Consider the following 25,453-nt stretch of genomic DNA (forward strand, 5'->3'; position numbering starts at 1 on the left):
AGAGTAATGAAGCATTGGCGTATCGAACAGATGGACTGGGATTCCTTCGATCCCTCCAAGGTTGACCCTGATATTATACCGCTTGTGAAGGCGGCTTCAGTCGTGGAACGGAATGCCCACGATTATACGACGTATTTGCAGCATGTCTTCGTTGGAGATGCAGATTTTAGTCAGGCGGCGGCAAATTGGTCGGTTGAAGAGATCCAGCATGGGGATGCCTTGGGGCGTTGGGCGATGCTGGCGGATTCTTCATGGGATTATTGGTCCGCGTTTGAGCGGTATCGTGAGAGTTTCAAGATTGATGTGGACGTTGATGCCTCTGTGCGTGGGTCACGCACGGGAGAGTTGATTGCGCGCTGTATGGTCGAAACCGGGACATCATCTTTTTATACCGCTCTGGCGGATGGGACGGATGAGCCGCTGTTAAAGGCGATTTGTAAGCAGATTGCGGCGGATGAGTACCGGCATTTTAAGCTGTTTTATGACCATATGAATCGGTATTTGCAGCGTGAGAAGCTGAGCACATGGGAGCGTACTAAAATTGCGCTTGGCCGTGTGACAGAGAGTGAGGATGATGAACTCGCCTCTGCATATTACACGACTAATATCCCATCCGATCAGCCGTATGACCATAAGCACTGCATTGCGGCGTATATGGCGAAGGCGATGGGGTATTATCAGCCGAAGCATATTGACCGTGTCACGGCGATGATTTTCAAAACCATCGGTTTTACTCCGCATTCACGTTGGCAGCGTTTGGCGGCAAACATGATGTACCGTTTGATTCGGTGGCGGCAGCGTGGGTTTGCCCGTAAAATGAACGCCGCCTAAAGTCGTTTTAAGACATAATATGACAAGACGCAGTGCGTGGTTCTGTGCGAGGGTACAGAGGCCATGCGTTGTTGTCTTGGAGGCTTTGTTATGTCCGTCATGTCATCTGTTGTGCGACCAGTGGTTCTGACAGCGATTGTGGGGCTGGTTGCATTTGGTTTGGCGCAGCCCGCAGAAGCGCAGGTGGACCCTTATTCTCTGCCGATTGCTTCTTCAGGGCCAATTGTTTTGCCGCCTCAGAGTTTGCCGCCTCACATTGTGGCGGCACAAGAACTGGCGAAACAGGTTGGATATGCGCAATTTACTGCGCCGGGCTGGCGTGTTGGTACGGTGCGGCATGTGGTAATGCTGCGCTATAGGACTGCCGTGACGGAGCAGCAAAAAGCGGAAGTAACGGCACGGTTTTTGCATTTAGTGCAAGATAGTCGCCGTGCGGATGGGCGCCCGGTTATTGAGAGTATTGAGACGGGTGCGCAGAATGACGGTAATGGCGGAATTTTTGATCAGATTTTCACACTGACGTTCCACTCAGAAGGAGACCGCAACTTCTTCGTGGGGGCACCGATTGTGCCAGAGACGGCTTTTACAGATCCAGCGCATGCGGCTTTTAAGGCATTTGCGGGGCCGTTGATACGTCACATTTTGATTGCAGATTATGATGTGGGGGTGACTGTGCGGTCATCGCCGCGTGCAGTGCATTATAGTGGAAAACATGACCGTTCATTGCGCTAATTTTAAGATAAAATAGTGAAACTTGAGCCGGTTTCACTTTGACGTTTTGTTGTGTTTGGTCTCAATATGAAATGAATACTCATTGTTTGAGGCCGAACACGATTATGACGCGACTTTCTTTTTGGCGTGCAGCACGTCTTTCTGTTGGTGTCAGTGCTTTTGCGTTGGCGGCGCAGGCTGGCGTGGCACATGCAGCGGATGCACAGCCGTATAAAAATGGTTGGGGCTTTGATGAGGCGGGCATGGACCGCCATGCAGTGCCGGGTAATAATTTCTTTGATTATGCCAATGGGACCTACATTAAAAATTTGAAAATTCCCGGTGATATGGGAAGTTTTGGGCCATTCCGCATTTTGTATGAAGTGGCGTTGGCACGTCAGCAGGCTATTTTGAATGATGCATTGAAGCATGTTTCAGATGAGCCAAGTGACGATATTGGTAAGATTGGGACGTTCTACGCGTCTTATTTGGACCAGAAGCATCTTGATGCACTGGGTGCTAAGCCGCTGGAAAATGACCTGAAGATTATTCAGGGCGTTAAAGATAGCAAAGGCTTGGCAGAAGCTTTCGGTCTTGCGACGAAATCTCTGTTGTTCTCAACGTTCTCGTTCGGTGTTGAGCAAGACGAAAGCAACCCTGAGCGCTATACGCTGATGCTTGATCAGGGCATGAGCATTGGCGCGTCGGGCGGTTTGGGGCTGCCAGATACGAGCTATTATTCTGATCCGAAGCTTGCGGATAAGAAGAAGGCGTATCAGGCGTATATCGCTAAGATTTTGACGCTGGAAGGCTGGGCTGATCCGGCCAAGAGCGCGCAAGCGGTTGTTGATCTTGAAACGGCGATTGCGAAGGTTGAGGTGCCGCGCGCCGATACCCGTGATACGATCAAGACGCATAACCCAATGACGGTTGAAAAGCTGAAGACAATTGCGCCGGATTTCGATTGGGACACGTTCTTGCTGACGGCAGGTTTGCCGAAGGAAGGGCTGGATCAGCGTGTTATTAATGTGCGTGAGCCAAAGGGTATTGCGGCGATTGCGTCTGTGCTGAAGGGCGCAGATTATAACACGGTACGTGCATGGTTGGCCTTCCAACTGGGTAGCAATGCGGCATCTTACCTGTCCCATGATTTCGGCGATGCGGCGTTTGATTTTAACGGCCGTGTGTTGTCTGGAATTAATCAGCAGTCCCCGCGTTGGAAGCGTGCAGTTCGTGCGACGAATGGTGCGTTAGGCTTTGCGATTGGTAAGCTGTACGTTGCGAAATACTTCCCGCCAGAAGCGCAAGCGCGTATCGAAGGCCTTGTTCAGGAAGTGAAGGCCGCATTCCATCAGCGTTTGGAAAACAACCCGTGGATGGATGCAGAAACGCGTAAAGCGGCTCTGGTGAAGTTGGACAATTTTGCAGTTCAGGTAGGCTATCCGAAGAAGTGGTGGGATTACAGCACCTATGTTGTTCGTAAGGGCGACGTTTACGGGAATGCCGAGCGTGCGGCGGCTTTTGGCTGGCAGCGTGATCTGAATAAGCTGGATAAGCCTGTTGACCGTGATGAGTGGGATATGACCCCACAAACGGTAAACGCGTATAACGATCCGACGATGAATGAAATCGTGTTCCCAGCGGCTATTTTGCAGGCACCGTTCTTTGATCCAAAGGGCGATATGGCTGTGAACTATGGTGGCATTGGTGGCGTGATTGGCCATGAAATGAGCCATGGCTTTGATGACCAAGGCCGTCATTATGATGAGCATGGCCGTCTGCATGATTGGTGGAGCCCAGCTTCTACGGCGGCGTTTGAAAAGCTGGCAGCGCGTTTGGGTGCGCAGTTTGATGCGCAAGAGCCTCTGCCGGGTCTGCATATCAATGGTAAAATGACGATGGGTGAGAACATTGCCGATCTGGGTGGTTTGAACCTTGGTCTGCAAGCCTATCATAACTCGCTGCATGGCAAGCCAGATGAGAAGAAGCATGGCCTGACCGGTGATCAGCGTGTGTTCTTGGGTTGGGCGCAGGTCTGGCGTGAGAAGGATAAGCCGGATTCGCTACGTCGTCAGGTTCTGTCGAATGAGCATTCTCCAGCAGAAGCGCGTGTGAACATGCCAGCGCATAACATTGACGCATGGTATGATGCGTTCGGTGTAAAAGCCGGTGACAAGCTGTATTTGACCCCGGATCAGCGCGTAAAAATCTGGTAAGGGCGTGACAAAACGGGGCGCGCGGCTTATCGACGCAGCGTGCCCCGGTGTTTTTGGAAGTCTGGGGCCCCATCTTTGCGGACGGACCCCATGACCCAGATGATCATCGGCCATTTGTACACGGCACTTCATGCAGGATGCGCGAGCGCGGTAGCGCGGGTGTTGGAAGCGCATGATGTGGAGGTCGATTTCCTGGATCTTGATCCGGATGATATTTCAGAAACATTAGAGAGCGGTGAAGTTGATTTGCTGGTTTCTGCGTGGTTCCCGCGGGATGAGGGAATTGTGCCGGCGGGTGCGCGGGTCATCGGGAATTTGTATCAGCCACGTGCTAGCTTTGCGGCATTGACCCCAATGGGGGCCGTGAATGCGCTGAGTGCAGCAGAGGTGACGCGCTTAGTCGTTGCGGAAGATACGCGTGAGGCGTTGGATTCTGCGTTGAAGTGTTTGCCGGCTTTGTCGTCCTTGCCAATTGAAATGGTGGGTGAGGCGGCATTATTGGCACGCTTAGAAAAAGCGAAAGCAGCAGATGAAAAAATTTTGGTCGCGGCGATGCAGCCTCACGCTGTTTTTCATAGTGGGCTTCTAACACTTGTTGATGACCCGGATGAAGTGCTGGGGGCAGAATTGTCTGCGCGGATGGTGCTGACGGGGCCTGCTGCGGCGCGTGCCGATAGTGATTTGATTGATGAACTGTCGGAAATGATGTTGGGCAATAAGGTTATGAGTGCTTTGGATTACGCCATTGGCGTGGAAGAGCAGGACCCGGAGGATGCTGCAGAATCGTGGCAGCGTGGGCGTCTTATTCCCCGAGATGCATAAGCATCTATAAAACTGGATAGAGTCTTTGCCCTTCTCATGATGCGGGAATGTCGTTAAATAATCGTTATTCCTGTATGAGATGGTGCACTGATGAACCATTCTGAAACCACTGACGCTGTTTTTAAGGCCTTCGGCGCAGCGCGTGATGATGAATGGTTGCGGCTGCTCTTGGCGTCTTTGCATACGCCGCAGCAGCAGGGCGTGTTGTTCCCGCCATATCCGCCGGAATCGCTTCAGCGTGAAATACATGGGCATGCAGGGGAAGTGTCCCTGCATGAAGCTCATATCTTTTATCGTGAAATCAAAGCCTATTGTGACTACGCAGGCCGCCCCATCCGTTCGGACACGACATTACTGGATGTTGGGTGTGGCTGGGGGCGGATGGCTCGGCTGTTTATGAAAGATATTCGCCCAGAATATCTGTTTGGGGTTGAGCAAACAGATCGGTTCCTGATGGCGGCGCGGCGAGCTAATCCATGTTTAACCTTTTTTCATAATGGATTGGCGCCTCGGGTTCCTTTGCAGGCTCACAGTATTGATGTTGTGACGTCGTGGTCTTCTTTCGCGCATTTCAGTGAGTTATTGGCGGACCAGTGGGTGCGCGAAATTTACCGTGTGTTGAGGCCGGGGGGGATGGTTGTCATCACGACCCAAAGCCGTCGTTTTTTGGCATTTTGTGCTGAGCAGAGATTGCGTCGTGCGTCTGGGATGCGCTTAGAGCATCCGTGGCATGAAGCTTGTGCGGATAGTTTTACGGATGAAGCGCGTGCGAATGCGGCGTTTGATGCGGGGCATTTTTTGCATGCGGCATCGGCGAAACCACCTTTGCCGCAAGCGCATTATGGTGAAGCGCTTATTCCGCGAAATTATGTCTTGAAAGCATGGGGACATTTGTTTCGCTTGGTGGAATATATGGACAATCCCAGTCGCTTGCCGCATGTTTTGATTGTCTTACAAAAAATGTCATAGAGGCTGCGATGAAACGTTGGTTGGCGGTTGCTTTGGGGCTCAGTCTTTGTGTGGGCTCAGCATGTGCAGATGAAACAATCAACGTGGCGGGGCAGCGGGCGCATAAAGTCTCGGACTATAAGCGGATCATGCGTGTTTATGATCGTTTTCAGGAGTTTCCTGAAGCAACGCGGCATGGTTTAAGCTTGGTTTTTGTGGGGGAGACCCTGCCGGATCATGGGGTACCTTCTAGTGCCGGTCTTGTGATCCATGCGGCAAAGGGTGACATCCCGCTTTATGTTGGGGATGATCGGCAGATGCATGTGCCGATGAGCGATGCATTGCGGGCTGAAAACCCTGTGGTGTTGCAAACTAAATTACCAGAACAGACGGTCACGAATCAGATTTTTCTACAGGTTGCTGTGCCCGATGAGATGCAATTTACGGATGATGCAGCGCGGCATTGGCTGGAGCAGGTCAATGACTGCGTGGAGAATCTGACGGGTGTTTTGTTGGCGATTTTGATGCCGGATGCCCACAAATTGCAGGTGGCGGTTGCGCCGTCGTCACGTTTTGAAATGCTGCAAGGTGGCGTAACGCATGTGTTGGTCGATAATGGTGGAGCAACGCCTTACCTTTATACCTTTAGGCCGCAAGATTTTGCGCGGGATACGGTATTTCGTGCGAGTAAGCCGTTAAGTTGGGTGCGGGTGTTAGCGCCGGGTGGTGCGACGGTTGCGTTTCAGCAAGATCACGCCGTGCATTAAGGGAACAATTTGACAGAAGCGTCGTGAAGCAGCATCACCACAGAAGCATTTTAGGTACGCCACAAAGGGGTTTTGATGTCCGTTCACGCTTTTGTCTTTCCCGGTCAGGGCAGTCAGTCCGTTGGTATGGGGCAGGCGCTGTATGATGCCTTCCCAATAGCACGCGCCGTTTTCCAGGAAGTGGACGATGCATTGGGTGAGCATCTTTCACGTTTGATGTTTGAAGGTGATGCTGATGAGCTCACCCGTACCGAGAACACGCAGCCAGCGCTTTTCGCGGTGTCTTTAGCAACGGTACGTGCGTTGGAAGCTGAGGGTGGTTTTGCCTTGGCCGACAAGGCTGCTTTGGTTGCAGGTCACTCTTTGGGTGAATACTCGGCACTTGCCGCAGCCGGGACGTTGGGCATTGCTGAAGGTGCGCGTTTGTTGCGTTTGCGCGGGCAAGCCATGCAGCGTGCTGTTCCGGCCGGTGAGGGCGGAATGGCTGCTCTTCTCGGTGTTGAAGCCGCGTTGGCGCAAGAAATTTGTGCTGAGGCAGCTCAGGGAGAAACGCTGGAAATTGCGAATGATAATGGCGGTGGCCAGATCGTCGTTTCTGGTAAGATGGCGGCTGTGGACCGGGCCATTGCGCTGGCTAAAGAAAAGGGCATTAAGCGCGCTGTGAAGCTTCCGGTCTCTGCGCCATTTCACTCTTCTCTGATGGCCCCTGCGGCGCGCGAGATGGAAGAAGCTCTGGCGGGCGCTACGCTGAACGCGCCGCGTATTCCTGTAGTGGCGAATGTCACAGCAGCGAAGGTCACGGATGCTGCAACGATCCGTGACCTGTTGGTGCGTCAGGTGACGGGTACGGTGCGCTGGCGCGAGACGGTGCAGTCTTTTGCTGAAATGGGCATCACGAACATGCATGAGCTTGGTGCTGGGAAGGTACTTTGTGGTCTTGCACGGCGTATTGCTCCAGACCTCAAGGCTGATAACGCTGGCACGCCAGCAGAACTCGAAGCACTGCTCAAAGCTCTTTAAGGATTTAACATTATGTTCTCACTGACAGGTAAGGTCGCGCTCATTACGGGTGCAACGGGTGGTATTGGTGCGGCAATCGCACGTAAGTTGCATGCACAAGGTGCGACGGTTGTTCTGAGCGGTACGCGTGAAGCAGTATTGACGGAACTGGCGCAATCTCTGGGTGAGCGTGCGCATATTGCTGTTGCGAACCTTTCGGACCCAGCAGATGCTGATGCTCTGGTTGGCAAGGCAGAAGAGGTTGCCGGGGCACCGTTGGATATTTTGGTAAATAATGCGGGTTTGACGCGTGACCAACTGGCAATCCGTATGAAGGATAGCGATTGGTCACAGGTCATGACAGTTGATCTGGAGAGCCCGTTCCGTCTGGCGCGTGCGGCACTGAAGGGCATGCTGCGCCGTCGTGCGGGTCGTATTATTTCGATTGCTTCCATCGTCGGTACGACGGGGAATGCGGGTCAGGCCAATTATGCGGCTGCGAAGGCTGGTATGGTTGGTATGAGCAAGTCTCTCGCCCAAGAAGCGGGGCCACGTGGCGTTACGGTAAACGTGGTTGCGCCGGGTTTCATTGAAACACCGATGACGGATGTTTTGTCTGAAAGCCTGCGTGAAAAAATGGTGGGGTCCATCCCATTGGGCCGTATGGGCGCACCGGATGATATTGCATCGGCTGTTGTCTATCTGGCATCAAATGAAGCGGGCTGGGTCACTGGTTCAACGCTGCACGTTAACGGCGGTATGTCGATGGTTTAAACGGTTTGTCATGCTCTGAAATGGGGCAGATTCTGACAGAAGCTTGGCCCAAGGGGCAAAGCGTGCTAATGCGCGCGCTGCTTTGCCCGGTCTGTTTTGGGTCAGCCTGTTGGGAGAGGACCTCCCCTTTTCAGGCGGACAGTCGTTCAGCCCGGGGTTAACGTCGCTTCGGGCGGTGTGCAGACTTTGTGTGTTTTGTTTGGCAGGACGCGCAGAAGGCTGTAGCAAAGAGTTGATACAACGCCCGGATGGGCAACAAGGAACGGACACATGAGCGATATCGCTGATAAGGTGAAGAAGATCGTCGTAGAACATCTCGGCGTTGAAGAAAGCAAGGTCACGTCAGACGCGTCTTTCATTGACGATCTGGGCGCAGACAGCCTCGACACGGTTGAGCTGGTTATGGCTTTCGAAGAAGCTTTCTCTGTTGAGATTCCTGAAGACGCTGCTGAGAAGATCGGCACGGTTAAGGATGCGATCGACTACATCGAAAAGCAAAAGGCTGCTTAAGGCTTTTTTGCCTGATGCGATACGCAGGGGGTTGTGCTGTGTTGCCAATTTGGGCCGGCAAACCTCCTGTCTGCACCGTGTTTGAAGTGCTATATACAGTACTTCATGCACGCGGGTGCAGTTTGAAGACGAATTTACCAGCATAACGAGGGGCAGCGATGAACGGCAGTGCAACTAACGGACGGCGCATCGTCGTAACCGGAATCGGTGTGGTGAGCCCGCTGGCTGTTGGCGCTGAAGCGACGTGGAAACGTCTGCTCGCGGGGCAGTCTGGCATTGGACGTATCACGCATTTTGACCCCTCTGAATTGCCAGCGCAGGTCGCTGGTGAAGTGCCGGTTGGGCCGACAGCAGAAGGCGGTTTGACGCTTTCTGACTGGGTTGCCGTTAAAGACCAAAAGAAGATGGATCGTTTTATCCATCTCGGCTTGGCAGCTGCTATTCAGGCTGTGCAGGATTCTGGCTGGACACCAGAGAGCGAAGAAGACCGTTGCGCGACTGGCGTGATGATCGGCTCTGGTATTGGTGGCTTGCAGACGATTTATGATGGTGCGTTGACCGTAGCGAGCGGTAAGGCTCGCCGTTTGTCTCCGTTCTTTATCCCAGCATCCTTGATCAATTTGGTGTCTGGCCACCTTTCTATCCGTTATGGCTTTAAGGGGCCGAACCATGCTGCGGTTACGGCATGTGCGACGGGTGTTCATGCTATTGGTGATGCCGCACGTTTAATCCACTACGGTGATGCGGATGTGATGGTTGCGGGTGGTGCTGAAGCCGCTATCTGCTCATTGGGTATCGCTGGGTTTAGCTCTGCACGCGCACTTTCCACAGGCTCGAATGATGCGCCGGAGAAGGCGTCTCGCCCTTGGGATAAAGACCGTGATGGCTTTGTCATGGGTGAAGGTGCTGGTGTTGTTGTTCTGGAAGAACTGGAACACGCAAAGGCACGTGGCGCTAAAATTTACGGTGAAATTGGTGGTTATGGCCTGTCGGGCGATGCGCATCACATTACATCACCAGCAGAAGGTCATGAGGGTGCATTCCGCGCGATGAAGGCTGCTCTGCGTAATAGCGGTTTGGATGCGAGCCAGATCGATTATGTGAATGCACATGGTACATCCACAATGGCGGATGACCTTGAGTTGGATGCTGTTGAGCGCTTCTTTGGTGATCACGCTAAGAATCTGGCGATGTCCTCCACGAAGTCCGCTATTGGGCATTTGCTTGGTGCGGCAGGTGCTGTGGAAGCTATTTTCTGCTTGCAGGCCATTCGTGACAATGTTGCACCGCCAACATTGAACCTCGATAACCCAGCGCGTGAAAGCGTGATTGATCGTGTGGCGCATGAGGCGCAGCAACGTAAGATCAATGTTGCGCTGTCAAACAGCTTTGGTTTTGGCGGCACGAATGCCAGCATTATCCTGAAGCGGTTTGAAGGCTAAAAGGACGATACGGTGCGTGATCATCAAACGCCCGTAACATCAGATACAGCCGATGCTGAGAAGCATGCGGCTGATGCCTCTCTCCCGCCGCCTATTCTTGAGGCGGGTGAGGATGAGCCCCCCCCGCGTTTGAGTTTGCCGCCTGGTTTTGGGCGCAAACTTGCGTGGTTGGCGTTGCCTTTTGCGTTTATAGCATCAGCAGTGGCTGGTTATGGCCATTATACAGATCCTGGTCCTTCTCCTGAGCCGCATGTCGTTGTTGTGCCGCATGGGGGCATTGGTCAGGTCTCTGTTGCCTTACAAGATGCAGGTGTTCTGTCACCGACATGGTCATCGCGTGTGTTTTTTCGGGTTGCTGCGTTAGTAACGCGGAGTGATGGTTCTGTGCATGCCGCAGAATTTTCGTTTCCGGCACGTGTATCCGTTGCTCATATTCTTCAGATTTTACGTCACGGTCATCCAGTTGAGCATATGCTGACAATCCCTGAGGGATTGACGGTGAAGCGTATGGAAGTGCTGCTGCAGCAAGCAGGCTTTTTGCAGGGGGAAACGCCTCCTTTGTCAGAAGGACAGCTTTTTCCTGAGACGTTAGCACTGCCGTTTGGGACGCCGCGTGCTGTTGTTGTGGCGCGTTTGAGCCACTTGATGGATGAACGGCTCCAGCATGTTTGGGTAGGCAGAGATGCGGCGTCTCTTGATGGGGTTATACGGTCACCTCAGGAGTTGCGCATTTTAGCGTCATTGATTGAGCGCGAGACAGCAGAGCCGGCAGAGCGCCCAATGGTGGCGCGTGTTTTCCTTAACCGTTTACAATTGGGTATGCGCTTACAGACTGACCCGAGTGTTATTTACGGTGTGAGTGATGGCATGGGGGTGTTGAACCACCCTTTGGAGCATGATGACCTGCTCATGGATGGCCCGTATAATACGTATATGCATGCAGGTTTACCGCCTGGTCCAATTTGTTCCCCGAGTTTGAGTTCTTTAGAGGCTGCGGCGCACCCGGCCGTGAGTAACGCGCTGTATTTTGTGGCGAACGGGCATGGTGGCCATCGCTTTGCGGATACGCTGGATGAACACAACCGAAATGTTCAGCATTTGAGAGATAAAAATTAGTCTCTTGGCGTATTTTTTGTTCGGTGTTTTTTGAACAAGATGCCGATTCTTACGCGTGTATGCTTTCAATAATGTGAATAATACGGATAGCAGCGTTTCAAATCGCTATAATTTTTTTTAAAAATAATTGTAACAAAATATATCAAGGTGGATGGTTGCGAGAGAGGCTTATTCATAAAATTGCATTTAAGTTATTGATATATAAATATATTTTATAAAAAATGAAAAAGAATTATTTTGTAGTATTTCCTTATATATCAAGGGGTTGTGTCGTGACGGCCACAGATTAGATGCTTGCTGAAAGCATGGCTGCAATGCGTATGGAAAATAACTCAAGAAGTGCGGATAACAGTGAGCAATCACATAGATGCTTTGGGAAAACGAATGTCGTCTTCTGTTACACGCCAGCTTTTGTGCGCCTCCATCTTAGCCAGTAGCGCTTTGACGGTTGTGCCTGTTTATGCCGCTTCGTCTCATGACGCAGTGCATCCTCATGGTGATACAAAGCCAGTCGAGCATAACAACATTACGGCACCGGCTGTAATGTCTGCTCGTCACACTGTATTGCGCCCCACGGCAGTGGAAGCTGCGGCAGGGAAGGATGAGCGCTTGGTGGTAACGGGGTCCGCCTTGGCATCATCACGCAATGTCAGTGCTAACCCTGTGCAGATTGTAACGTCCAAGCAGATTCAGCAGACCGGTGCGACAACGCTGAATGACTTCTTGTCTCGTTTGCCTTCCGTCGGCTCTAGCGGCACGACGAACTCGCAGACCAACGGCACGCGTGGTGCAGCATGTGCAGATCTCCGTAATATGGAGAGCAAGCGCGTTCTGGTTTTGATTGATGGTAAGCGTGCTTCCATGAATGGCAGCAGCAACTGCATCGATATGAATGCCATTCCGGTGCAGCAGATCGCGAGCATCGAAATCCTGAAGGATGGTGGCTCAGAATTGTACGGTGCTGATGCTGTCTCTGGTGTTATTAACATTAAGCTGCGTCATGACTTGAATGATGCGAACATCACGGTGCGTGGTGGGATCACGGGTCATGGTGACAACCAGACGGGTTTGATTTCTGGCTATAAAGGTTGGAATTTTGACCATGATAAGGGCAACCTGACGCTCTTCGGCTCCTACATGACGCAAGGTGGCGTGATGCAGCGGGACCGGGCATGGGCAAACCCTGTTCAAGCGACGAACTCACCGGGCGGTGCCGACGCTAATGTGTTTGGCTCAGGTTACTCTGATATTGCTCGTGTGCGTGGCAGTGGCGTTAATGTTGGTGTGGCGCCGAATGGTACGGTATTGGGCAAGTGGAATAACGCTTATCGTTACCCTTATGGGCAGCATCAAAGTCTGACGAACCAGCTTCAAAGCTCCAACCTATCGGGTGATACGCATTACGAAATTAATCGTCATTTCAATGTGTATGCGAATGTTCTGTATTCACACCGTACCAGTTCGACCTTCATGGCTGCGGAGCCATTTAACGGTTCGGTTCAGCCGAGCACTCTGCCGTCTGTCCTGACAGTACCGGCCAATGATCCGCGCAATACCTTTGGTAAGGATGTGAGCATTGTCCGTCGTTTGACGGAGTTTGGTGATCGTCGTTCAGAAACAGCGTCTGACACGGTGACGTCCAAGTTCGGGCTCAATGGTGATGTGGCGTATGGTTGGCAGTATGATGCGTCTTACACCTATGGTGCGAACCGTACGAATGCGAAGACGCTGAATATCGGCTCTTACGCTAACCTACTGAATGCGTATGGTCTGCGTCAGGTGACGCCGGGTAATTCAGGTAGTGCTTTGGCGTATGACCCGTCTGTTTGCCCAAGCTTTGGTTGTTCTTCTCCCTTTAAGGCGCTGTCACCGCAGGCGGCGGCTTACGCCAATGCCAATGTGAATACGAACTCTGTATATTTGCTGCGTGATTGGAACCTGCGTTTCCATAACAACAGTGTTGTTCATATGCCGTGGGCCAATGGCGGTGCGCTTGGTGTTGCTATGGGCATGGAGCACCGTGGCGAGCAACTGAGCAATGTGCCAGATGCTTTGATTCAAAGCGGGCAGAGCCTGACCAATACAGTACGCTCGACCAGCGGTGGCTTTAACGTGACGGAAGGTTACCTCGAAGGTCAATTGACGTTGCTGCATAACGCCTTCTTGGCGAAAGACTTGACGATTGATGGTCAGGGGCGTGTGTCAGGCTACAATACCTTTGGTACGGCCAAGATTTGGAAGGGTTCTGTTAACTGGGCACCTGTTTCGGATATTCGCTTCCGTGGTACGTTGGGTACGTCCTTCCGTCAGCCGAATGTGAATGAGCTGTATGGTGGTCAGAGCATCTCTTACAACACGGCGAGCGATCCGTGCGATATGAACCAAGTTGGCACGTATGGTGCAGCATCGGCTATTGTTGCTGCTAACTGTGCGGCTCAGGGGATTAACACGAAGACGTTCACGCAATCTGGTAGCGCGCAAGTGCCGACACTGGGTGGTGGTAATACGAAGCTTCAGCCTGAAGAAGGCCGGACCTATACGTTCGGTACGGTTATCACGCCGCATTGGATTCCAGGTCTCTCACTGTCTGGTGAGTTCTGGCACTATTCGATCAACCATATGATCAGCTCATTGCCGACGCAGTACATTCTGAATAACTGCTATAATGGTACGAATACGGCGCTGTGCAGCCAGGTTAACCGTCTATCCAACGGGCAAATCAGTACGGTTTCGGCTTATCGTCAGAACATTGGCGCGCTACATACGAGCGGTGTCGACTTTGACTTTGATTACCGTCACCACATTACAAGTCGTGACATTGTGTCTGTGTCGAACAACTTCCAATATCTGTTGAACTACAAGCAGCAGTTTGTACCAGGTGGTGCGTTCAGTGATTTCACAGGCGCGCTGTTGTACACGAATGGCTCTGGTAACCCGCGTGTTCGTAACTACACGACGCTGGGTTGGACCCATGGCGCTTTGACGGTGAATTATATGCTGCAATTCACAGGTGGTATGCGTTGGAATGATTCAACACAGTGGGCGGATGCTGCAAGCTCTGGCCGTTACAAGACGCCAATGATGATCCAGCAGGATCTGAGTGCTTCTTATCATCTTGATCGTTGGACGTTCTCAGGTGGTATTCAGAACATCACCAACAAGAAGCCACCTTTCGTTGCGAGTGGCACGGATAATAGTGTTGGCGCTGTATATGGTGGGTTCTACCCAGGGCGTTACATGTTCTTGCAGGCTGGTTTGAGCCTCTAAGGCGCATGAGGGTGTGATGGGGCGTTTGGCGCTCCATCCGTCTGGTTATAAAAAACGGGAAAGAGGTTTGTTCCTCTTTCCCGTTTTTTTTGTGCATTGACGGAGCCTTGAGGGAAGATCCCGTCTATCGTCACGCTCGTATCTGTTGTGTGGTTGGTTACCCGAGTTGGAGCCGCACGGAGTGGATGGGGCCTTGTTTTATTTCAGTGGTGAGAGGTTTTGGCTCTGGATGTTGCGGGCGTTATTGATGGTGCTGTTATAGGCGCTGGTGCCATCATTGAGTGTGTCCTGTACAGTAGCTGTTGTGGCACGTGCTGTGGCGGCAACGGGTGTTTGTGCCACGTTCATGAGAGCACGGCGTAGTGGATCAGCCGCAGTATTATTGACCCGCATGGTAATGACAATGTCTTCTGGGCCAACGGTTTGGTTATAATAGGCACGATTTGCACCGCTATCGACCGTGAGCTTAGAGCCGCCCAATGCTGCGCCTGCGTACAAACCTTGGTTTTTTTGTGCGGCATAAATATCGGTGTTGCGTGCACCTGCGGTGCTGGCTTCTGCTCCTGTACCGATTGTGGCGAAGGATGCTGAGGCTGAGGCGTCAAACTTGAATTGGCTATCCAGCAGGGCTTGGATGCCGTGTTGTGACATCACAAAGAATATCATTTCTGAACTTTGGATACCGACCTGTATGCCCAAAGAACCTGTGCTGAGGCGGTAAAAAGCAGGGTCAGACCATGAGCCGCGTGCATCGCGGGTGAGGAGGACGCAGCGCCCGCCAGAACCACCAATGCCGAAGGACATATTCAGGACAGAAGGGCAGACCATGACGGCTTTAGCTTGGGACAGAAGCTGCTGTGAGCGGGACTGAGGGGTTGTGCCGCTAAAGAGGTCTTGTACGGCAAGAGTGGCTCGGTCGATGGTGAGTTGCTGTTCAGTGGCCGTCGTTTGTATGGTGCCAGAGCATGCGGTGATTGCAAGGGGGGCAGCTGTGAGAAGAAGGGCGCGCAGAAGGCCGGAGCGTGTCATGGAAGTCACCTGTTGAATTCAGATTTGTTCAGTTGTTTGGCATGATGTTGTAAGAATGCGGCCAAATATGGCCGCATAATAGGCGCTACAGTGGAACGTTTACGGCTTTGGAAATGGTCTCGGCGATGCCCGGTGCTGTGGCGAGAATAGTTGCGCCACCGGTAAGGCCGCCTGTTTGCAAGAAGGGAGAGACGCGGGCGCCTGCTTCTTCCAGCAAGACGAGTGCTGCGGCGACATCCCAGAGGCGAATGACAATTTCAAGGTAACCGTCACTGCGGCCACATGCGACATCTGCGAGGGCGAGCGCACCGGAGCCGCCGGAGCGCGGCATGGCACCGAGGCCGACGATAGCGCTGATTTTTTCTTCAAAAACGGGTTGTGGCACACGGCAGGACCAGCCCATTTCGATCATGGCTTCGGCCGGGTCTTGTGTCGGTGCGGCTTTGATGGGCTTACCATTGAGGAAAGCGCCACGGCCACGTTGTGCGGTGAAGATTTCTCCCAAGGCTGGTGCATCAATAATGCCAGCAACGGGTGTGTCTCCTTCTAACAGGCCTAAGGAGACGCACCAGCGGTCACGGCCACGGGCAAAATTGGACGTGCCATCAATGGGGTCTACAACCCAGCGATACTGCCCTTGGCGGGTGACGCCGCCTTCTTCACCTTGGAAGCCATCTTCAGGGAAGAGGGCTTGGATGCGTTGGCTGACCAGCGCTTCTACCGCGCCATCGGCTTCGGTGAGGTAGTCTTGGCGGCCTTTCATGGTGCCGCTTGGGCCGCCGGGAGCGGGGCGCATGGAGAGTGCTAAGGTTGCAGCATCTCGCACGATGGAACGAGCAGCTTCAAGGCGAAGAGCGATGGGGTCATGTTGGACGGGGTCAGTCATGGCATGCTCCTTTGGGCAAGGGAGGTTTGATGCGTGGAGGATGTATCTCAGCGCATAAACGTTTTTGCGGTTGTATTGAGGTTTTATGGATCAAAAATATGGTGCGTCTATGGTGAGGCACAGCATAAACCTTATGCCGGGATACGGCATAGCGTGTGATCATGATTTGCTGTTCGTGCGGGCCTGTTGTATCGGCGCAGAGAAGCGTCATGAACGCATCATGCCTTGAAGTGTTTGGCACGTCTGCCCCTTAAGAGTGAGATTTTATGCCTTTTTTCCGCACGGATCACTGGCGGAGCGCCATTTTGCATGCACCGTTGGATGTGCTTTTAACGCGAGAGCATTGGGATGACGTGCCGGTGACGTTATTGCCGTCGGATGGGGATCATCGTTTCCTTGCAGATCCGTTCGGGTTTTGGCGTGATGATACGCTCTATGTGTTCGTTGAAGCCTTTGATTATCGTGACGCCAAGGGCGTGATTGATGTGCTGGTGTATGACCAGAGCTTTACGTTGCAGGAGCGTTTTCGGGCGTTAGAGGCACCGTGGCATTTGTCTTACCCGTATGTGTTTGAGCATGATGGGGTAATGTATATGCTTCCGGAAGCAAGTGGATCTGGGCGGTTAACGTTGTACCGTGCGACGCAATTTCCGCTTGGCTGGGAGGTTGTACCTGAGTTTGATTTCCCACAGGCCGCAGTGGATGCGACGCCTCTTTTCCATGAGGGGCGTTGGTGGTTATTTTGGAATCCTCCCGGTACGAAAGAGGAGCGACAAAGTGTTTTGGCGCTCTCTACGGCGGAGCATTTATATGGGCCGTGGCAGGATCTGGGCGTTATTCATCAGGACCGTGCGGGGGCGAGGCCGGGGGGGACACCTGTTGTGGTGGCTGATGGCGTTATTTTACCGGTGCAGGACTGCCGTGGGACCTATGGGCGGGGCATTCGTTTGTTGGAGATTGAAGGCCTTGGGTGCGAGAGCGTGCGGGTGGTGCCGCAAAAGCATGTGGCGATTCCACGGGCGCTCAAAGCGCGTTACCCAGATGGTATGCATACGCTTTCAGCCGTTGGGGAGGTCACGTTGCTTGATGTGAAGCATGTGGGGCTGGGGCCGAAGCGCGATCTTATGAACCTGCGCCGTAAGCTGTTTGGGCGTTAGGCGTGTATCGTAGGGTTTAATCTGCCGCCGTTGGTTCGGGGTGTGTAAAAATTGTGCTTGAAGGCGCGAGCATACGGAGGGAAGGCTATTGCGGTGTTCCCCCTCGTTCATGTGCTGCTGCGCGTAAGCGTTAAACTTTCGGCGTGTTGAGGCCCGGGATTGCTGTGAGAATAGCCCGCCCATGTTCAGCGAAAGCAGCTGGGCCGAAGCGTTTCATCACGCGGGAGCGCGACCGTGTGCCCATTGTGCCGAGGCGCTCCGGGGTGCGGAGTAGGGTGGCTAAAGCCGCGGCGAGGGCACCCGCATCATTGAAGGGAATGATGAGGCCAGACACGCCGTCTTCGACGCTACGCGGGATTTCACCCGCAGGTGTGGTGATGATGGGGAGGGCGCAGGCCATGGCTTCATGGGCTGCCACGCATAACCCTTCCCAATGGGAGGTTTGGAGATAGAGGTGCAGCGTGGAGAGAAAATCCAATGGTGCCTCGCAGTGTCCGTAGAACGAGACGGGTAGGTTGTGGCGTGCGGCACGTTCTTCTAGTGCGGCTCGTTCGGGGCCATCTCCGGCGAAGGTCATGTGAAAGGCGGGAAGGTCTTTCATGGGTTGTAAGAGCGCGAGTGCATCACACAGCATGTCATACCCTTTGACGCTGTGCAGACGTCCAAGAGAACCAATTTGAATGATTTCGCCCTCTTGCCAAAGGCGTGCTGTTGGCGCGTTAGGTGGTGCGCGGAAGATGGGCCAGCACATGAGGTTATCGCGAAGGCGTAAGCGGCGCTTCGCGAAGCATGCGACGGTTTCAGAGTCGGCAACCCATAGGAGGGTATTGCGGCAGAGGGCGCGTAGAAGCCATGCGTTGATGGTTTTGAGGCGAGCGGAGTGTTGCCAGTGAACGGTCGGGACGTTCAGAGATTTAGCGATAAGTTGGCCGAGCAGCGTGGCGCGGGTCAGAGAGGTCCAGACGAGGTCTGGTTGGTATGCTTTAAGTTCACGTTTGAGCCAGAAATATGCGGCTAAGTGATCATTTTTTTTGCCAGACCGAACGCGGACAGGAATACCGGCGTGCTGGAGTAGTGGAATTGCTAAACCGTCACGGCGTTCAAGCCCGAAAACCATGACGCTGGCACCATGCTCTTGCATGAGGTGGATAATGTCAGGGATGGGGCTTTGTGCGCCGCCGCATTCGAGCGAGTTGATGACGTAAGCAATTTTCATAGGGGTATCACGGCACTGGAGAATGTGTTGGGTGCGTGGCGAGGATTTGCTCGACCAAGGTAAGGTCTGCGGGTTTATCAACGTCCACAGCAGCATGGCCATCTGACAAGGGTATGAAACGTATGCGAGCGCCAGTTAAAGCTTCAATGCGTTTGCAGAGGGTTGCGGAATCTAGTCTGCGGAAGAGTGCGCGCAGGAGGATGCCTAGTCCGAGGGTGCGGGCCATACGTAAGGGTTTTTTACGGTCTTGCTGGAGGCGTTTCCAAAGTGTGATGACGTCATGGGCTTTGGGGGAGCCAAGCCAGAAGAGGTTACAGCCGGAAAAAGTGATGTCCGAGAGGCGGATATAGGTGCGTTTTGTGCCGGGAACGTCGCGCTCAATGGTGTGGCGCAGTGCGATGCCAACGGCAACGTCAGCGTTTTGTGTTTGGGTCAGAAACTCTAAGATCCAGTCGGGTTGGAGTAGGGCGTGATCTGCGGTTGTGACGAGGCAGGGGGTGCCGATGGTTTTAAGGGCATCGGCTACGCTTTCGCTCAGGGATGAGCGTGCTTGATGAGTTGTAATTGTGTGTGCGTAGTCAGTGTAATGTTTGAGTAGGGGAGTGATGAGGTCCGGCTGTTCAATGCTGACGGTGATGGGGCCTAGTGTTTGTGTGTTTGTGAGGGCATCCAGCACGCGGCACAGCATCGGCTGCCCTCCAACGGGCAAAAGAGCTTTATGTGAGACATTGCCGAGGCGGGCGAGGGGGTCTTGAGCCCCATCGCGGGAGCCCGCCAGAACAAGAACCTGGGGCGGGGTGAGTAGTGTTATATTGCCTCGGGGTCCTGCAAGAGCGGAAATCGTGCTCATATGGCGGCTTCGGGCTTGTTTTTCTTAGCAGCACGGGCACCGTCGGGGCGGTCCTTAGGCGGAGACCCGGTCAGCTTCATGACCCATGGATAGCGTGAGGCTTCGTCAATCGTATAACCAAGATTGAACACATGCTGAGAGCGCGGGCGTTCACGGGCATCACGGTAAAAGCTGCCGAAAATACGGTCTGGTAGGTAGTTGGTGATGCCGTAATTACCGTCTTCGTGGTGGAAGTGGTGCAAGACGTGGAGCTGCTTGATATGCGCGACCCATTTCCAGCGAGGCTTATAGGCCAAGTGCTGGATGCAGTGGAAGAACTCGTAAATGCAGGTCATGACCAGTGAGGTTGTAAAGGCCGAAAACAATCCGTCGAGGCCGCCAATGGCTGCCCCTACAGGCATGGTGATGATAGCCATGGTGGGGACGGTGTTGAGTGGTGATCCGAACAAGACATCCAGCAGGTGCGGGTCTTGGTGGTGGTCAAAATGGATGCGCTTCCACACGGATGAGGTCCAGCGGTTTCGGTAGAGCCATTTGCCGTGCAGGATGAAACGGTGAATGAGGTACCACGCCGTTGGGTAGATCGCGATGACGGCAGGGACTGGGATGAGTGTCTGCAGGGTGCCTGTCCAGAAATGGACGGTCAGCACGGCAGAAATGATGATGAGTGCGAAATAGAGCAGGATGCTGGGATAGGTGAGGTAAGCCATCCAGAGTTGAGGCAAGGTCATTTTGCCCAAGTCAAAGCTACGACCTGTGCGTAAAGAAGCAGTGTTACGCCAGAAGCGTAAGCCTGAACGAGGGGTGGACATACTTACTTTTCCTCCATCCGCAGTACCCAGGTGATACCGAATAAAATGCCTGGTAGTGGTCCTGACATAACGGCCAGTGCAGCCGGAAGTGTTCCGGCATTACCCAGGGCGTTAATCAGGCCCTGCAGAATTACGAGGGCCAGACCTGCTGCCAATACGTAGACTGGAAGTGGGGTTCTGAGCCCGGTTCTGGGAGGGATATAGATCACTGGCAGCGCTAATAGAAGCATTGTTGCCATGTCTATTGGTAAAATCAGCGGTGAAAAAAGCGCCATACGGTAGGTTGGACGCGGTAAACTGGCTGGAGCGCCGTTATGTAAGATCGCTAGAATCTGCCCGGGTGTTAAGAATGGCTGGTCTTGTGTGAGGCGGATAATGACGTTTGGTGCGATGGGCAGAGAGAGTGTGCCGCCAGTACTGCGCAGGGCGGCGGAGTGGTCGGCGCTGAGGATGAGGGAGCGGTTCCCTTCTTCCTCCCAGTGGTTATTGACGTAGTGTAGAGTCGTTGCGTGTTGGGTGCTCGTGAGTTGCCCATGTGCATCACGGTTATACAGGGTGACGTTACTGAGTGTGCGGCCGCTTTCCGTGATGTCGCCAATGCGGATGAGTGTTCCTCCCATGCGGAACCATAAAGGCTGGGCGTTCTCATCATGGTTTTGGGGTGGTGCGGTTTTGTTCCACCACAGGGTGAGGGCACCTTCACTGGCGGGGACGATCCAATATTGTGCAATCATCCCGCCGAACCCAACGATGAACACTGCGGGTAAAAGCAGGCGATAGAGGCCCACGGTAGAGAGGCCTGCTGCGCGTAGGGCTGCCATTTCACTGGAAAGGGCGGTTTGGGTCAAAAAGAAAAGAGCGCCGATGAGAAAGGCGAGAGGAAGAATTTCTGTACTTAAGGCGGGTAGGTGCAGGAGGGCGAAAGTCACAATGCCTTTCAGGCCTAAATGCCGGTTGAGAATGGGTGTTGTTTTTTCCAGCAGCGCTAAAAGTTCCAGCAGTGAGACTAAGACCGCGCCGCAGAGCATGACACGCCCGAGCAGCGCGCGGTTGAGGTGCCGGAGCAAGACAGTGCGTGTTGTGCGGTGGGTGGTTGTCATGCGGCTCATGTGGAGTAGGTCTCGGTCATCATGGTGGGGTGTCTCATGGCGGGGGCGTTATGTTTTGTGCAGGAGGCGGCGGCGCCATGATCCGCGTGAGCGCCGCAGGAGTGTGGCAAGGCAGGCACCGCAGAAGAGTGCTTCCGGTGTCCATATAGCAAGCCAGATGGGGAGTTTGCCTAAAGATGCGAGGGAATGTCCAAACATAAGGATTTGGTCGAACCCAACCAAAATGCCAGAGACGGCTAACAGTCCCCAGATGGACCGGCGGCGTTTTCCGCTGATGGCGAGGGCGACGGCGAGTGGGGGGATAAATGGAATGGCGAGAGCGCGCGCCATGCGGAAGTCGAATTCTGCCCGCAATGTGCGGTATTCAATACCATGGACGCCGTAGCGGAGGTCTTTCGCGAGTTCAAAGAGGGTGAGTTCACGTTCATCGGCACCGCGTGAGCGGAAGGTTGTGTCGTGCTCTTGGCGTTCGATAATGCGCAGTGCGTGGCCAAAATGGGTGACGTGAGGAGCCGTATCGGGCGCAGTTTCTGGGGGCTCATCCACGATTTGACCGTTCCATAGGTCAAGCTCTGTACGGTGGTGTGCTTGTGAGACGGTTAAAAGACCGTGTTCTGCCGTGATGATATGGACGGTGCTGTGATCGGTGACTTCACGGATGAAGATATGGCCAAGTGTGGAGCCGCCATGGCGGACTTTATCCGCCGTCATCATGGCTTTGTTGGAGGTCGAGGCGAACATGCCAGCCTGTAGGTGGGGTGCCCAGCCTGTATGTTCTGCTACGTAAAAACCGGCCCGGTAATCATAGCGTGCGACGGGTTGAATATAGCCGTAGAGCAGAATACTGGCGAAACCGAGGCCGCACCCAATGAGCATGAAGGGGCGGCTGACGCGTATGAGCGAAATGCGTGCGGCCCGGATAGCATCAATCTCATTATTATCGCTCATGCCCCGAATGGTCAGGAAGACAGCGATGCAAAGAGATGCGGGCAGAGCGATGCCGAAATAATGCGGCAAAAGGTCAGTTAACAGCGCGATACAGGTTGATAGAGAGCTTCCTGCGGAGGCGAGATAGTCAAATAATGTCAGTAGGCGCTCTAGCAAGAGGGCAACGAGCATAGCGCCGAGGGCCACGAGGAAGGGTGGCACCATTTGGCGTAGCAAGTAGCGGTCGAGCGTACGGAGTTTGGGGTTCATGCGTGTGCTCTCTCCCATGAGGCGTGTTCGGTTACGCCGGTATGGGGGCCTTCAAAAGAGGGCCAGTGCCTTTGGAGGGCGATGCTCCAGCTTTTATGCGTTGGGTGTGTCTTAGGTGTGATGGTGAGTTGGTTCCAGCAGGCTTGGCGGTGTGGGCGTGGGTCATGCAAGGAGGCGGATGCTACGCCAAGGAGTGGAATGGTGGAGCCGGGGATGCAGGTCAGTGTGGCATTATGTGAATGGCCATGCAGGACGATTTCTGCGCCTTCTTGGCGTAAAATATCAATGACTGGTTTCATGTCATGTAAAGCTTTGCGCCAAGGGACGAGCCCTTTACGAGGCGGATGATGGATCATCACAACACGGCATAAACCGGCGTCACGGGTACGTTTCAAGACAGCGGCTAGGCGCTGGCGTTGCTGGGTGCCAACGCGGCCGCATGCCATGAAGGGTGGGGTGGGTACGCCACTATCGACGCCAATAATGGCGACATCGCCGTATTGCCGCACATAGGGGTATTGCTCGCTGGACCAATGCTTCCATTGATCTCGCCCGACGGCGGCTGGCTGTGCGATCATGGCGTCATGATTGCCGGGGATGACGAATGTTGGTGCCGGAAGATTTTCGAGCCATTCGGAGGCATGTGCAAATTCTGCGGGGGTACCAAAATTTGTCAGATCACCACTGACCAAAATGGCGTCTATGGCGTGGTGCGCAATGTCTTGCACGATTGCGTCACAGAGTGGGGCTTGATGTACGTGCTGGCGGTGTTTGTACCAAGAGAGAAGGCTAAGGGCGCGTTTATTGAGCGCTATGTGCCATGGCACGGGTGGCGGTGGGAGGTGGGGGTCTGAAATATGGGCGAGTGTGACGGAACGCTGCTCTACGTTGGGAGCGTGGGGTGGCGCAGTGTGGGAAGTGCTTGATGTATTCGGGTGAGGCATAGGAGAGCGTTCGGTCAGTAGGGGGGTCGGTTTATAGTTTGTAACTCAGCGTGTAGTCCTACAGGCTGTGCTGTGCTAGACCCTCGGCATTGGAAACCCCATTCCGCCTTGTTGAGTGATGGGCTGAAGCGTTCATGAAAATCGTCGCTTAGTCCAGATTTTCTGTGGGCGGACCCCTTTGTTTTAGACAGAAGATCGTCTCGCCCTGTGCGCTTTGCCCTGATTCATAATGCTCGTAGTCGCCGCAATAATCATAGCGGAACAGGCTTCGCTGCTGCTGCCGAATCCCTTTTAGGGGAAAATTTTGTTCCGTCGGATAGCCGTGAAGGCACGACAGATCGTTTGCGTATTCTGCGTGATCGTGGGGTGCGGACGATTGCGATTGATGGTGGTGATGGAACGGTTAGTACGGCACTGACGGCGATTGCGCGTGTTTATCCGGAAAATGATTTGCCGGATATTGCGGTGTTGGCGTCTGGTAATACGAACCTTATTGCGAATGATGTTGGGTTTGGTCTGCGCGGTTTTCAGGCCTTGCGGCGTTTGCGGGAAGGGGCCATGCGTTCAAGTGTACGTACGCCGATACGTTTGACATGGCCAGAGAGTGATCGTTTGCCGGTACTAGGGCTTTTTGGTGGCTGTGCCGGGTATGCGCGTGCGGTGCGTATTGCGCATGCTCCTCAAATCGTTCGGTTTGCACCTCATGATTTGGCGGTGGGTGTTACGGTCTTAGGGGCCGTGGGGAGTTTGGTGTTCCGTCGAAGCCGTGAGCGGTGGTTGGCTGGGGATCCGCTACAGATCACGACGAATGGCCGGGCTTATGGTGGGGAAAGCTTTATGTTCCTCGTCACCGGTCTTTCGCAGCTATCCCGCGGAATTTGGCCATTTTGGGATGCGGAGCCAGATGCACGTGGTGTACGTTATTTGGATGTCAGCGCTAAGCCGGGTTCTTTGGCACGTGCGGCGGCGGCTCTGTTGACGGGGCGTGCTCCCCGCTGGCTGCGGCGTCACCCGGATTATGATAGTGGCCGAACGGATCACATGATGCTCGAAACAACGAGTGATTTTGTGTTGGATGGTGAAGTGTTTAGCCCCACTGCGTCACGGATGTTGCAGATCCAAAGCGGCCCAGCCTTCCGGTTCCTTCATGCTTGATGCTCTTGAAAAAGCACTGGTGCCAGAACTGACGGCGCCGGTTTCTGTCGCGGTACGGTCTTTTGCTGCGTCTGTGGCGAGGGGCATGCCTGCTCCGCCTTTAGGGGTTTTGTTTTACGGCTCAATGCTCCGTAAGGCCGATCCTGATGGTATTTTAGACTTTTACGTCGTGACCGAGACAGGGCGTGATGTGCCGGGTGGTGCTGCGATACGCGTGGCGAACTGTCTTTTGCCGCCGAATGTATTTTATTCTGAGCACCGTTATGAAGGGCAAGTGTATCGCGCGAAAATTGCCGTTTTGTCGCGCAAGCAATTTATGGCCCGGACGGGGCCGCGTTCAACGGATACGACGTTATGGGCTCGGTTTTGTCAGCCTGTGCGATTGGTCTGGGTACGTGATGTTGATGCCGCAGATTATGTACTTAACTTGATTGCGCGTTGTGTGACGACGGCTGCCTTCTGGGCGGGGGCTTTGGCTGTGCCCGGGCCGGGCCAGCCTGCGGTGGCGTATTGGGATGGATTATTTGCGCGGACTTATGGGTCTGAGTTGAGGGTTGAATCCTCTGCTCGGTCAAAGCGTTTGATTGAGGGGGCGGAAGAGCATTTTGCCCAGATTTTACCTTTAGCGTGGCATAGGGCCGGGTTGGGCTTTACCTATAAAGATACGCATTATGCGCTGTCGCTTTCTGAGCGTC

General features: G+C 53.8%; 23 protein-coding genes. 15 read left to right on the plus strand and 8 right to left on the minus strand.

From position 1 onward, the window contains the following. The first annotated feature begins 6 nt into the window (after positions 1–6). The 12 genes from NTH01S_RS05345 to NTH01S_RS05400 all read left to right on the plus strand — a co-directional run bounded on the left by NTH01S_RS05345 (position 7) and on the right by NTH01S_RS05400 (position 14,403). Entirely contained in the window at positions 7–831 is an 825-nt protein-coding gene (locus NTH01S_RS05345) for an acyl-ACP desaturase (RefSeq protein ID WP_068170638.1), read from the plus strand. 90 nt (positions 832–921) lie between these two features. After that, the gene (locus NTH01S_RS05350; RefSeq protein WP_068170641.1) at positions 922–1,563 is read left to right on the plus strand and encodes a Dabb family protein; all 642 of its coding nucleotides are present in this window, start codon (positions 922–924) and stop codon (positions 1,561–1,563) included. Positions 1,564–1,667: 104 nt separating this feature from the next. Next, complete coding sequence (locus NTH01S_RS05355; RefSeq protein WP_084367036.1) at positions 1,668–3,758, plus strand: M13 family metallopeptidase; 2,091 nt, start codon at positions 1,668–1,670, stop codon at positions 3,756–3,758. 90 nt (positions 3,759–3,848) lie between these two features. Further along, a complete protein-coding gene (locus tag NTH01S_RS05360) occupies positions 3,849–4,580 on the plus strand; it encodes a glycine betaine ABC transporter substrate-binding protein (protein ID WP_068170647.1) in 732 nt (243 codons plus the stop codon). A 90-nt stretch (positions 4,581–4,670) separates the two neighbouring features. Then, positions 4,671–5,549, plus strand: a complete 879-nt coding sequence (locus NTH01S_RS05365) for a class I SAM-dependent methyltransferase (RefSeq protein ID WP_068170649.1) — start codon at positions 4,671–4,673, stop codon at positions 5,547–5,549. An 8-nt stretch (positions 5,550–5,557) separates the two neighbouring features. Next, positions 5,558–6,295 (plus strand): DUF2987 domain-containing protein, encoded by a 738-nt coding sequence (locus NTH01S_RS05370; RefSeq protein WP_068170652.1) that lies wholly within the window; start codon positions 5,558–5,560, stop codon positions 6,293–6,295. Positions 6,296–6,370: 75 nt separating this feature from the next. Continuing rightward, complete coding sequence (gene fabD / locus NTH01S_RS05375) at positions 6,371–7,315, plus strand: ACP S-malonyltransferase (RefSeq protein ID WP_068170655.1); 945 nt, start codon at positions 6,371–6,373, stop codon at positions 7,313–7,315. A 12-nt stretch (positions 7,316–7,327) separates the two neighbouring features. Further along, a complete protein-coding gene (gene fabG / locus NTH01S_RS05380) occupies positions 7,328–8,068 on the plus strand; it encodes a 3-oxoacyl-[acyl-carrier-protein] reductase (protein ID WP_068170656.1) in 741 nt (246 codons plus the stop codon). Positions 8,069–8,338: 270 nt separating this feature from the next. Beyond that, on the plus strand, positions 8,339–8,578 hold the full coding sequence (locus NTH01S_RS05385; RefSeq protein WP_068170659.1) for an acyl carrier protein: 240 nt from the start codon (positions 8,339–8,341) through the stop codon (positions 8,576–8,578). A gap of 158 nt (positions 8,579–8,736) precedes the next feature. After that, positions 8,737–10,020 carry a beta-ketoacyl-ACP synthase II gene (fabF, locus tag NTH01S_RS05390; protein ID WP_068170663.1) on the plus strand — a complete coding sequence of 428 codons (1,284 nt, stop codon included), beginning with the start codon at positions 8,737–8,739 and terminating at the stop codon, positions 10,018–10,020. Positions 10,021–10,155: 135 nt separating this feature from the next. Next, positions 10,156–11,136 (plus strand): endolytic transglycosylase MltG, encoded by a 981-nt coding sequence (mltG, locus tag NTH01S_RS05395; protein WP_370664301.1) that lies wholly within the window; start codon positions 10,156–10,158, stop codon positions 11,134–11,136. 384 nt (positions 11,137–11,520) lie between these two features. Continuing rightward, positions 11,521–14,403 carry a TonB-dependent receptor plug domain-containing protein gene (locus NTH01S_RS05400; protein WP_068170665.1) on the plus strand — a complete coding sequence of 961 codons (2,883 nt, stop codon included), beginning with the start codon at positions 11,521–11,523 and terminating at the stop codon, positions 14,401–14,403. 198 nt (positions 14,404–14,601) lie between these two features. Here NTH01S_RS05400 and NTH01S_RS05405 read toward each other — a convergent pair whose 3' ends face one another. Both NTH01S_RS05405 and NTH01S_RS05410 read right to left on the minus strand, forming a co-directional pair. Further along, complete coding sequence (locus NTH01S_RS05405; RefSeq protein WP_068170668.1) at positions 14,602–15,432, minus strand: lipid-binding SYLF domain-containing protein; 831 nt, start codon at positions 15,430–15,432, stop codon at positions 14,602–14,604. Between the two features lie 85 nt (positions 15,433–15,517). Beyond that, on the minus strand, positions 15,518–16,318 hold the full coding sequence (locus NTH01S_RS05410) for an inositol monophosphatase family protein (protein ID WP_068170671.1): 801 nt from the start codon (positions 16,316–16,318) through the stop codon (positions 15,518–15,520). Positions 16,319–16,584: 266 nt separating this feature from the next. Between NTH01S_RS05410 and NTH01S_RS05415 the strand changes: the two genes are divergently transcribed. Continuing rightward, complete coding sequence (locus NTH01S_RS05415; RefSeq protein ID WP_068170675.1) at positions 16,585–17,475, plus strand: glucosamine inositolphosphorylceramide transferase family protein; 891 nt, start codon at positions 16,585–16,587, stop codon at positions 17,473–17,475. A gap of 130 nt (positions 17,476–17,605) precedes the next feature. Here NTH01S_RS05415 and NTH01S_RS05420 read toward each other — a convergent pair whose 3' ends face one another. Genes NTH01S_RS05420 through NTH01S_RS05445 form a run of 6 tightly spaced genes read right to left on the minus strand, consistent with a single transcriptional unit; the run spans position 17,606 to position 23,603 of the window. Beyond that, positions 17,606–18,691, minus strand: coding sequence for a glycosyltransferase (locus NTH01S_RS05420; protein WP_068170681.1), 1,086 nt, complete (start codon positions 18,689–18,691; stop codon positions 17,606–17,608). Between the two features lie 7 nt (positions 18,692–18,698). Then, the gene (locus tag NTH01S_RS05425; RefSeq protein ID WP_068170684.1) at positions 18,699–19,541 is read right to left on the minus strand and encodes a nucleotidyltransferase family protein; all 843 of its coding nucleotides are present in this window, start codon (positions 19,539–19,541) and stop codon (positions 18,699–18,701) included. Further along, positions 19,538–20,353 (minus strand): sterol desaturase family protein, encoded by an 816-nt coding sequence (locus NTH01S_RS05430; protein WP_068170687.1) that lies wholly within the window; start codon positions 20,351–20,353, stop codon positions 19,538–19,540. Before NTH01S_RS05430 ends, NTH01S_RS05425 begins: the two co-directional genes overlap by 4 nt. 2 nt (positions 20,354–20,355) lie before the next feature. Further along, positions 20,356–21,462, minus strand: coding sequence for an LptF/LptG family permease (locus NTH01S_RS05435; protein WP_245642200.1), 1,107 nt, complete (start codon positions 21,460–21,462; stop codon positions 20,356–20,358). Between the two features lie 48 nt (positions 21,463–21,510). Further along, a complete protein-coding gene (locus NTH01S_RS05440; protein ID WP_068170689.1) occupies positions 21,511–22,659 on the minus strand; it encodes an LptF/LptG family permease in 1,149 nt (382 codons plus the stop codon). Further along, positions 22,656–23,603, minus strand: coding sequence for a metallophosphoesterase family protein (locus NTH01S_RS05445; protein WP_084367038.1), 948 nt, complete (start codon positions 23,601–23,603; stop codon positions 22,656–22,658). Before NTH01S_RS05445 ends, NTH01S_RS05440 begins: the two co-directional genes overlap by 4 nt. Before the next feature lie 207 nt (positions 23,604–23,810). Between NTH01S_RS05445 and NTH01S_RS05450 the strand changes: the two genes are divergently transcribed. After that, positions 23,811–24,758 (plus strand): diacylglycerol/lipid kinase family protein, encoded by a 948-nt coding sequence (locus NTH01S_RS05450; RefSeq protein ID WP_068170698.1) that lies wholly within the window; start codon positions 23,811–23,813, stop codon positions 24,756–24,758. Next, positions 24,751–25,453 (plus strand): hypothetical protein (locus NTH01S_RS05455; protein ID WP_068170700.1); only part of this gene is annotated, 703 nt, incomplete at its 3' end. The genes NTH01S_RS05450 and NTH01S_RS05455, both read left to right, overlap by 8 nt.

The organism is Neokomagataea thailandica NBRC 106555 (assembly GCF_001598495.1).
In the GTDB taxonomy this organism is placed as follows: domain Bacteria; phylum Pseudomonadota; class Alphaproteobacteria; order Acetobacterales; family Acetobacteraceae; genus Gluconobacter; species Gluconobacter thailandicus_A.

Excerpts from the sequence above, each read along its gene's own strand:
- NTH01S_RS05345 (WP_068170638.1), top strand. The coding sequence starts at position 7 with ATGAAGCATTGGCGTATCGAACAGATGGACTGGGATTCCTTCGATCCC.
- NTH01S_RS05415 (WP_068170675.1), top strand. The coding sequence starts at position 16,585 with ATGCCTTTTTTCCGCACGGATCACTGGCGGAGCGCCATTTTGCATGCA.
- NTH01S_RS05365 (WP_068170649.1), top strand. The coding sequence starts at position 4,671 with ATGAACCATTCTGAAACCACTGACGCTGTTTTTAAGGCCTTCGGCGCA.
- NTH01S_RS05350 (WP_068170641.1), top strand. The coding sequence starts at position 922 with ATGTCCGTCATGTCATCTGTTGTGCGACCAGTGGTTCTGACAGCGATT.
- NTH01S_RS05445 (WP_084367038.1), bottom strand. The coding sequence starts at position 23,603 with ATGCCTCACCCGAATACATCAAGCACTTCCCACACTGCGCCACCCCAC.
- fabF (WP_068170663.1), top strand. The coding sequence starts at position 8,737 with ATGAACGGCAGTGCAACTAACGGACGGCGCATCGTCGTAACCGGAATC.
- fabD (WP_068170655.1), top strand. The coding sequence starts at position 6,371 with ATGTCCGTTCACGCTTTTGTCTTTCCCGGTCAGGGCAGTCAGTCCGTT.
- NTH01S_RS05420 (WP_068170681.1), bottom strand. The coding sequence starts at position 18,691 with ATGAAAATTGCTTACGTCATCAACTCGCTCGAATGCGGCGGCGCACAA.
- NTH01S_RS05360 (WP_068170647.1), top strand. The coding sequence starts at position 3,849 with ATGACCCAGATGATCATCGGCCATTTGTACACGGCACTTCATGCAGGA.
- NTH01S_RS05370 (WP_068170652.1), top strand. The coding sequence starts at position 5,558 with ATGAAACGTTGGTTGGCGGTTGCTTTGGGGCTCAGTCTTTGTGTGGGC.
- NTH01S_RS05425 (WP_068170684.1), bottom strand. The coding sequence starts at position 19,541 with ATGAGCACGATTTCCGCTCTTGCAGGACCCCGAGGCAATATAACACTA.
- NTH01S_RS05440 (WP_068170689.1), bottom strand. The coding sequence starts at position 22,659 with ATGAACCCCAAACTCCGTACGCTCGACCGCTACTTGCTACGCCAAATG.
- NTH01S_RS05355 (WP_084367036.1), top strand. The coding sequence starts at position 1,668 with ATGACGCGACTTTCTTTTTGGCGTGCAGCACGTCTTTCTGTTGGTGTC.
- NTH01S_RS05430 (WP_068170687.1), bottom strand. The coding sequence starts at position 20,353 with ATGTCCACCCCTCGTTCAGGCTTACGCTTCTGGCGTAACACTGCTTCT.
- NTH01S_RS05435 (WP_245642200.1), bottom strand. The coding sequence starts at position 21,462 with ATGAGCCGCATGACAACCACCCACCGCACAACACGCACTGTCTTGCTC.
- NTH01S_RS05400 (WP_068170665.1), top strand. The coding sequence starts at position 11,521 with ATGTCGTCTTCTGTTACACGCCAGCTTTTGTGCGCCTCCATCTTAGCC.
- NTH01S_RS05385 (WP_068170659.1), top strand. The coding sequence starts at position 8,339 with ATGAGCGATATCGCTGATAAGGTGAAGAAGATCGTCGTAGAACATCTC.
- fabG (WP_068170656.1), top strand. The coding sequence starts at position 7,328 with ATGTTCTCACTGACAGGTAAGGTCGCGCTCATTACGGGTGCAACGGGT.
- NTH01S_RS05410 (WP_068170671.1), bottom strand. The coding sequence starts at position 16,318 with ATGACTGACCCCGTCCAACATGACCCCATCGCTCTTCGCCTTGAAGCT.
- NTH01S_RS05405 (WP_068170668.1), bottom strand. The coding sequence starts at position 15,432 with ATGACACGCTCCGGCCTTCTGCGCGCCCTTCTTCTCACAGCTGCCCCC.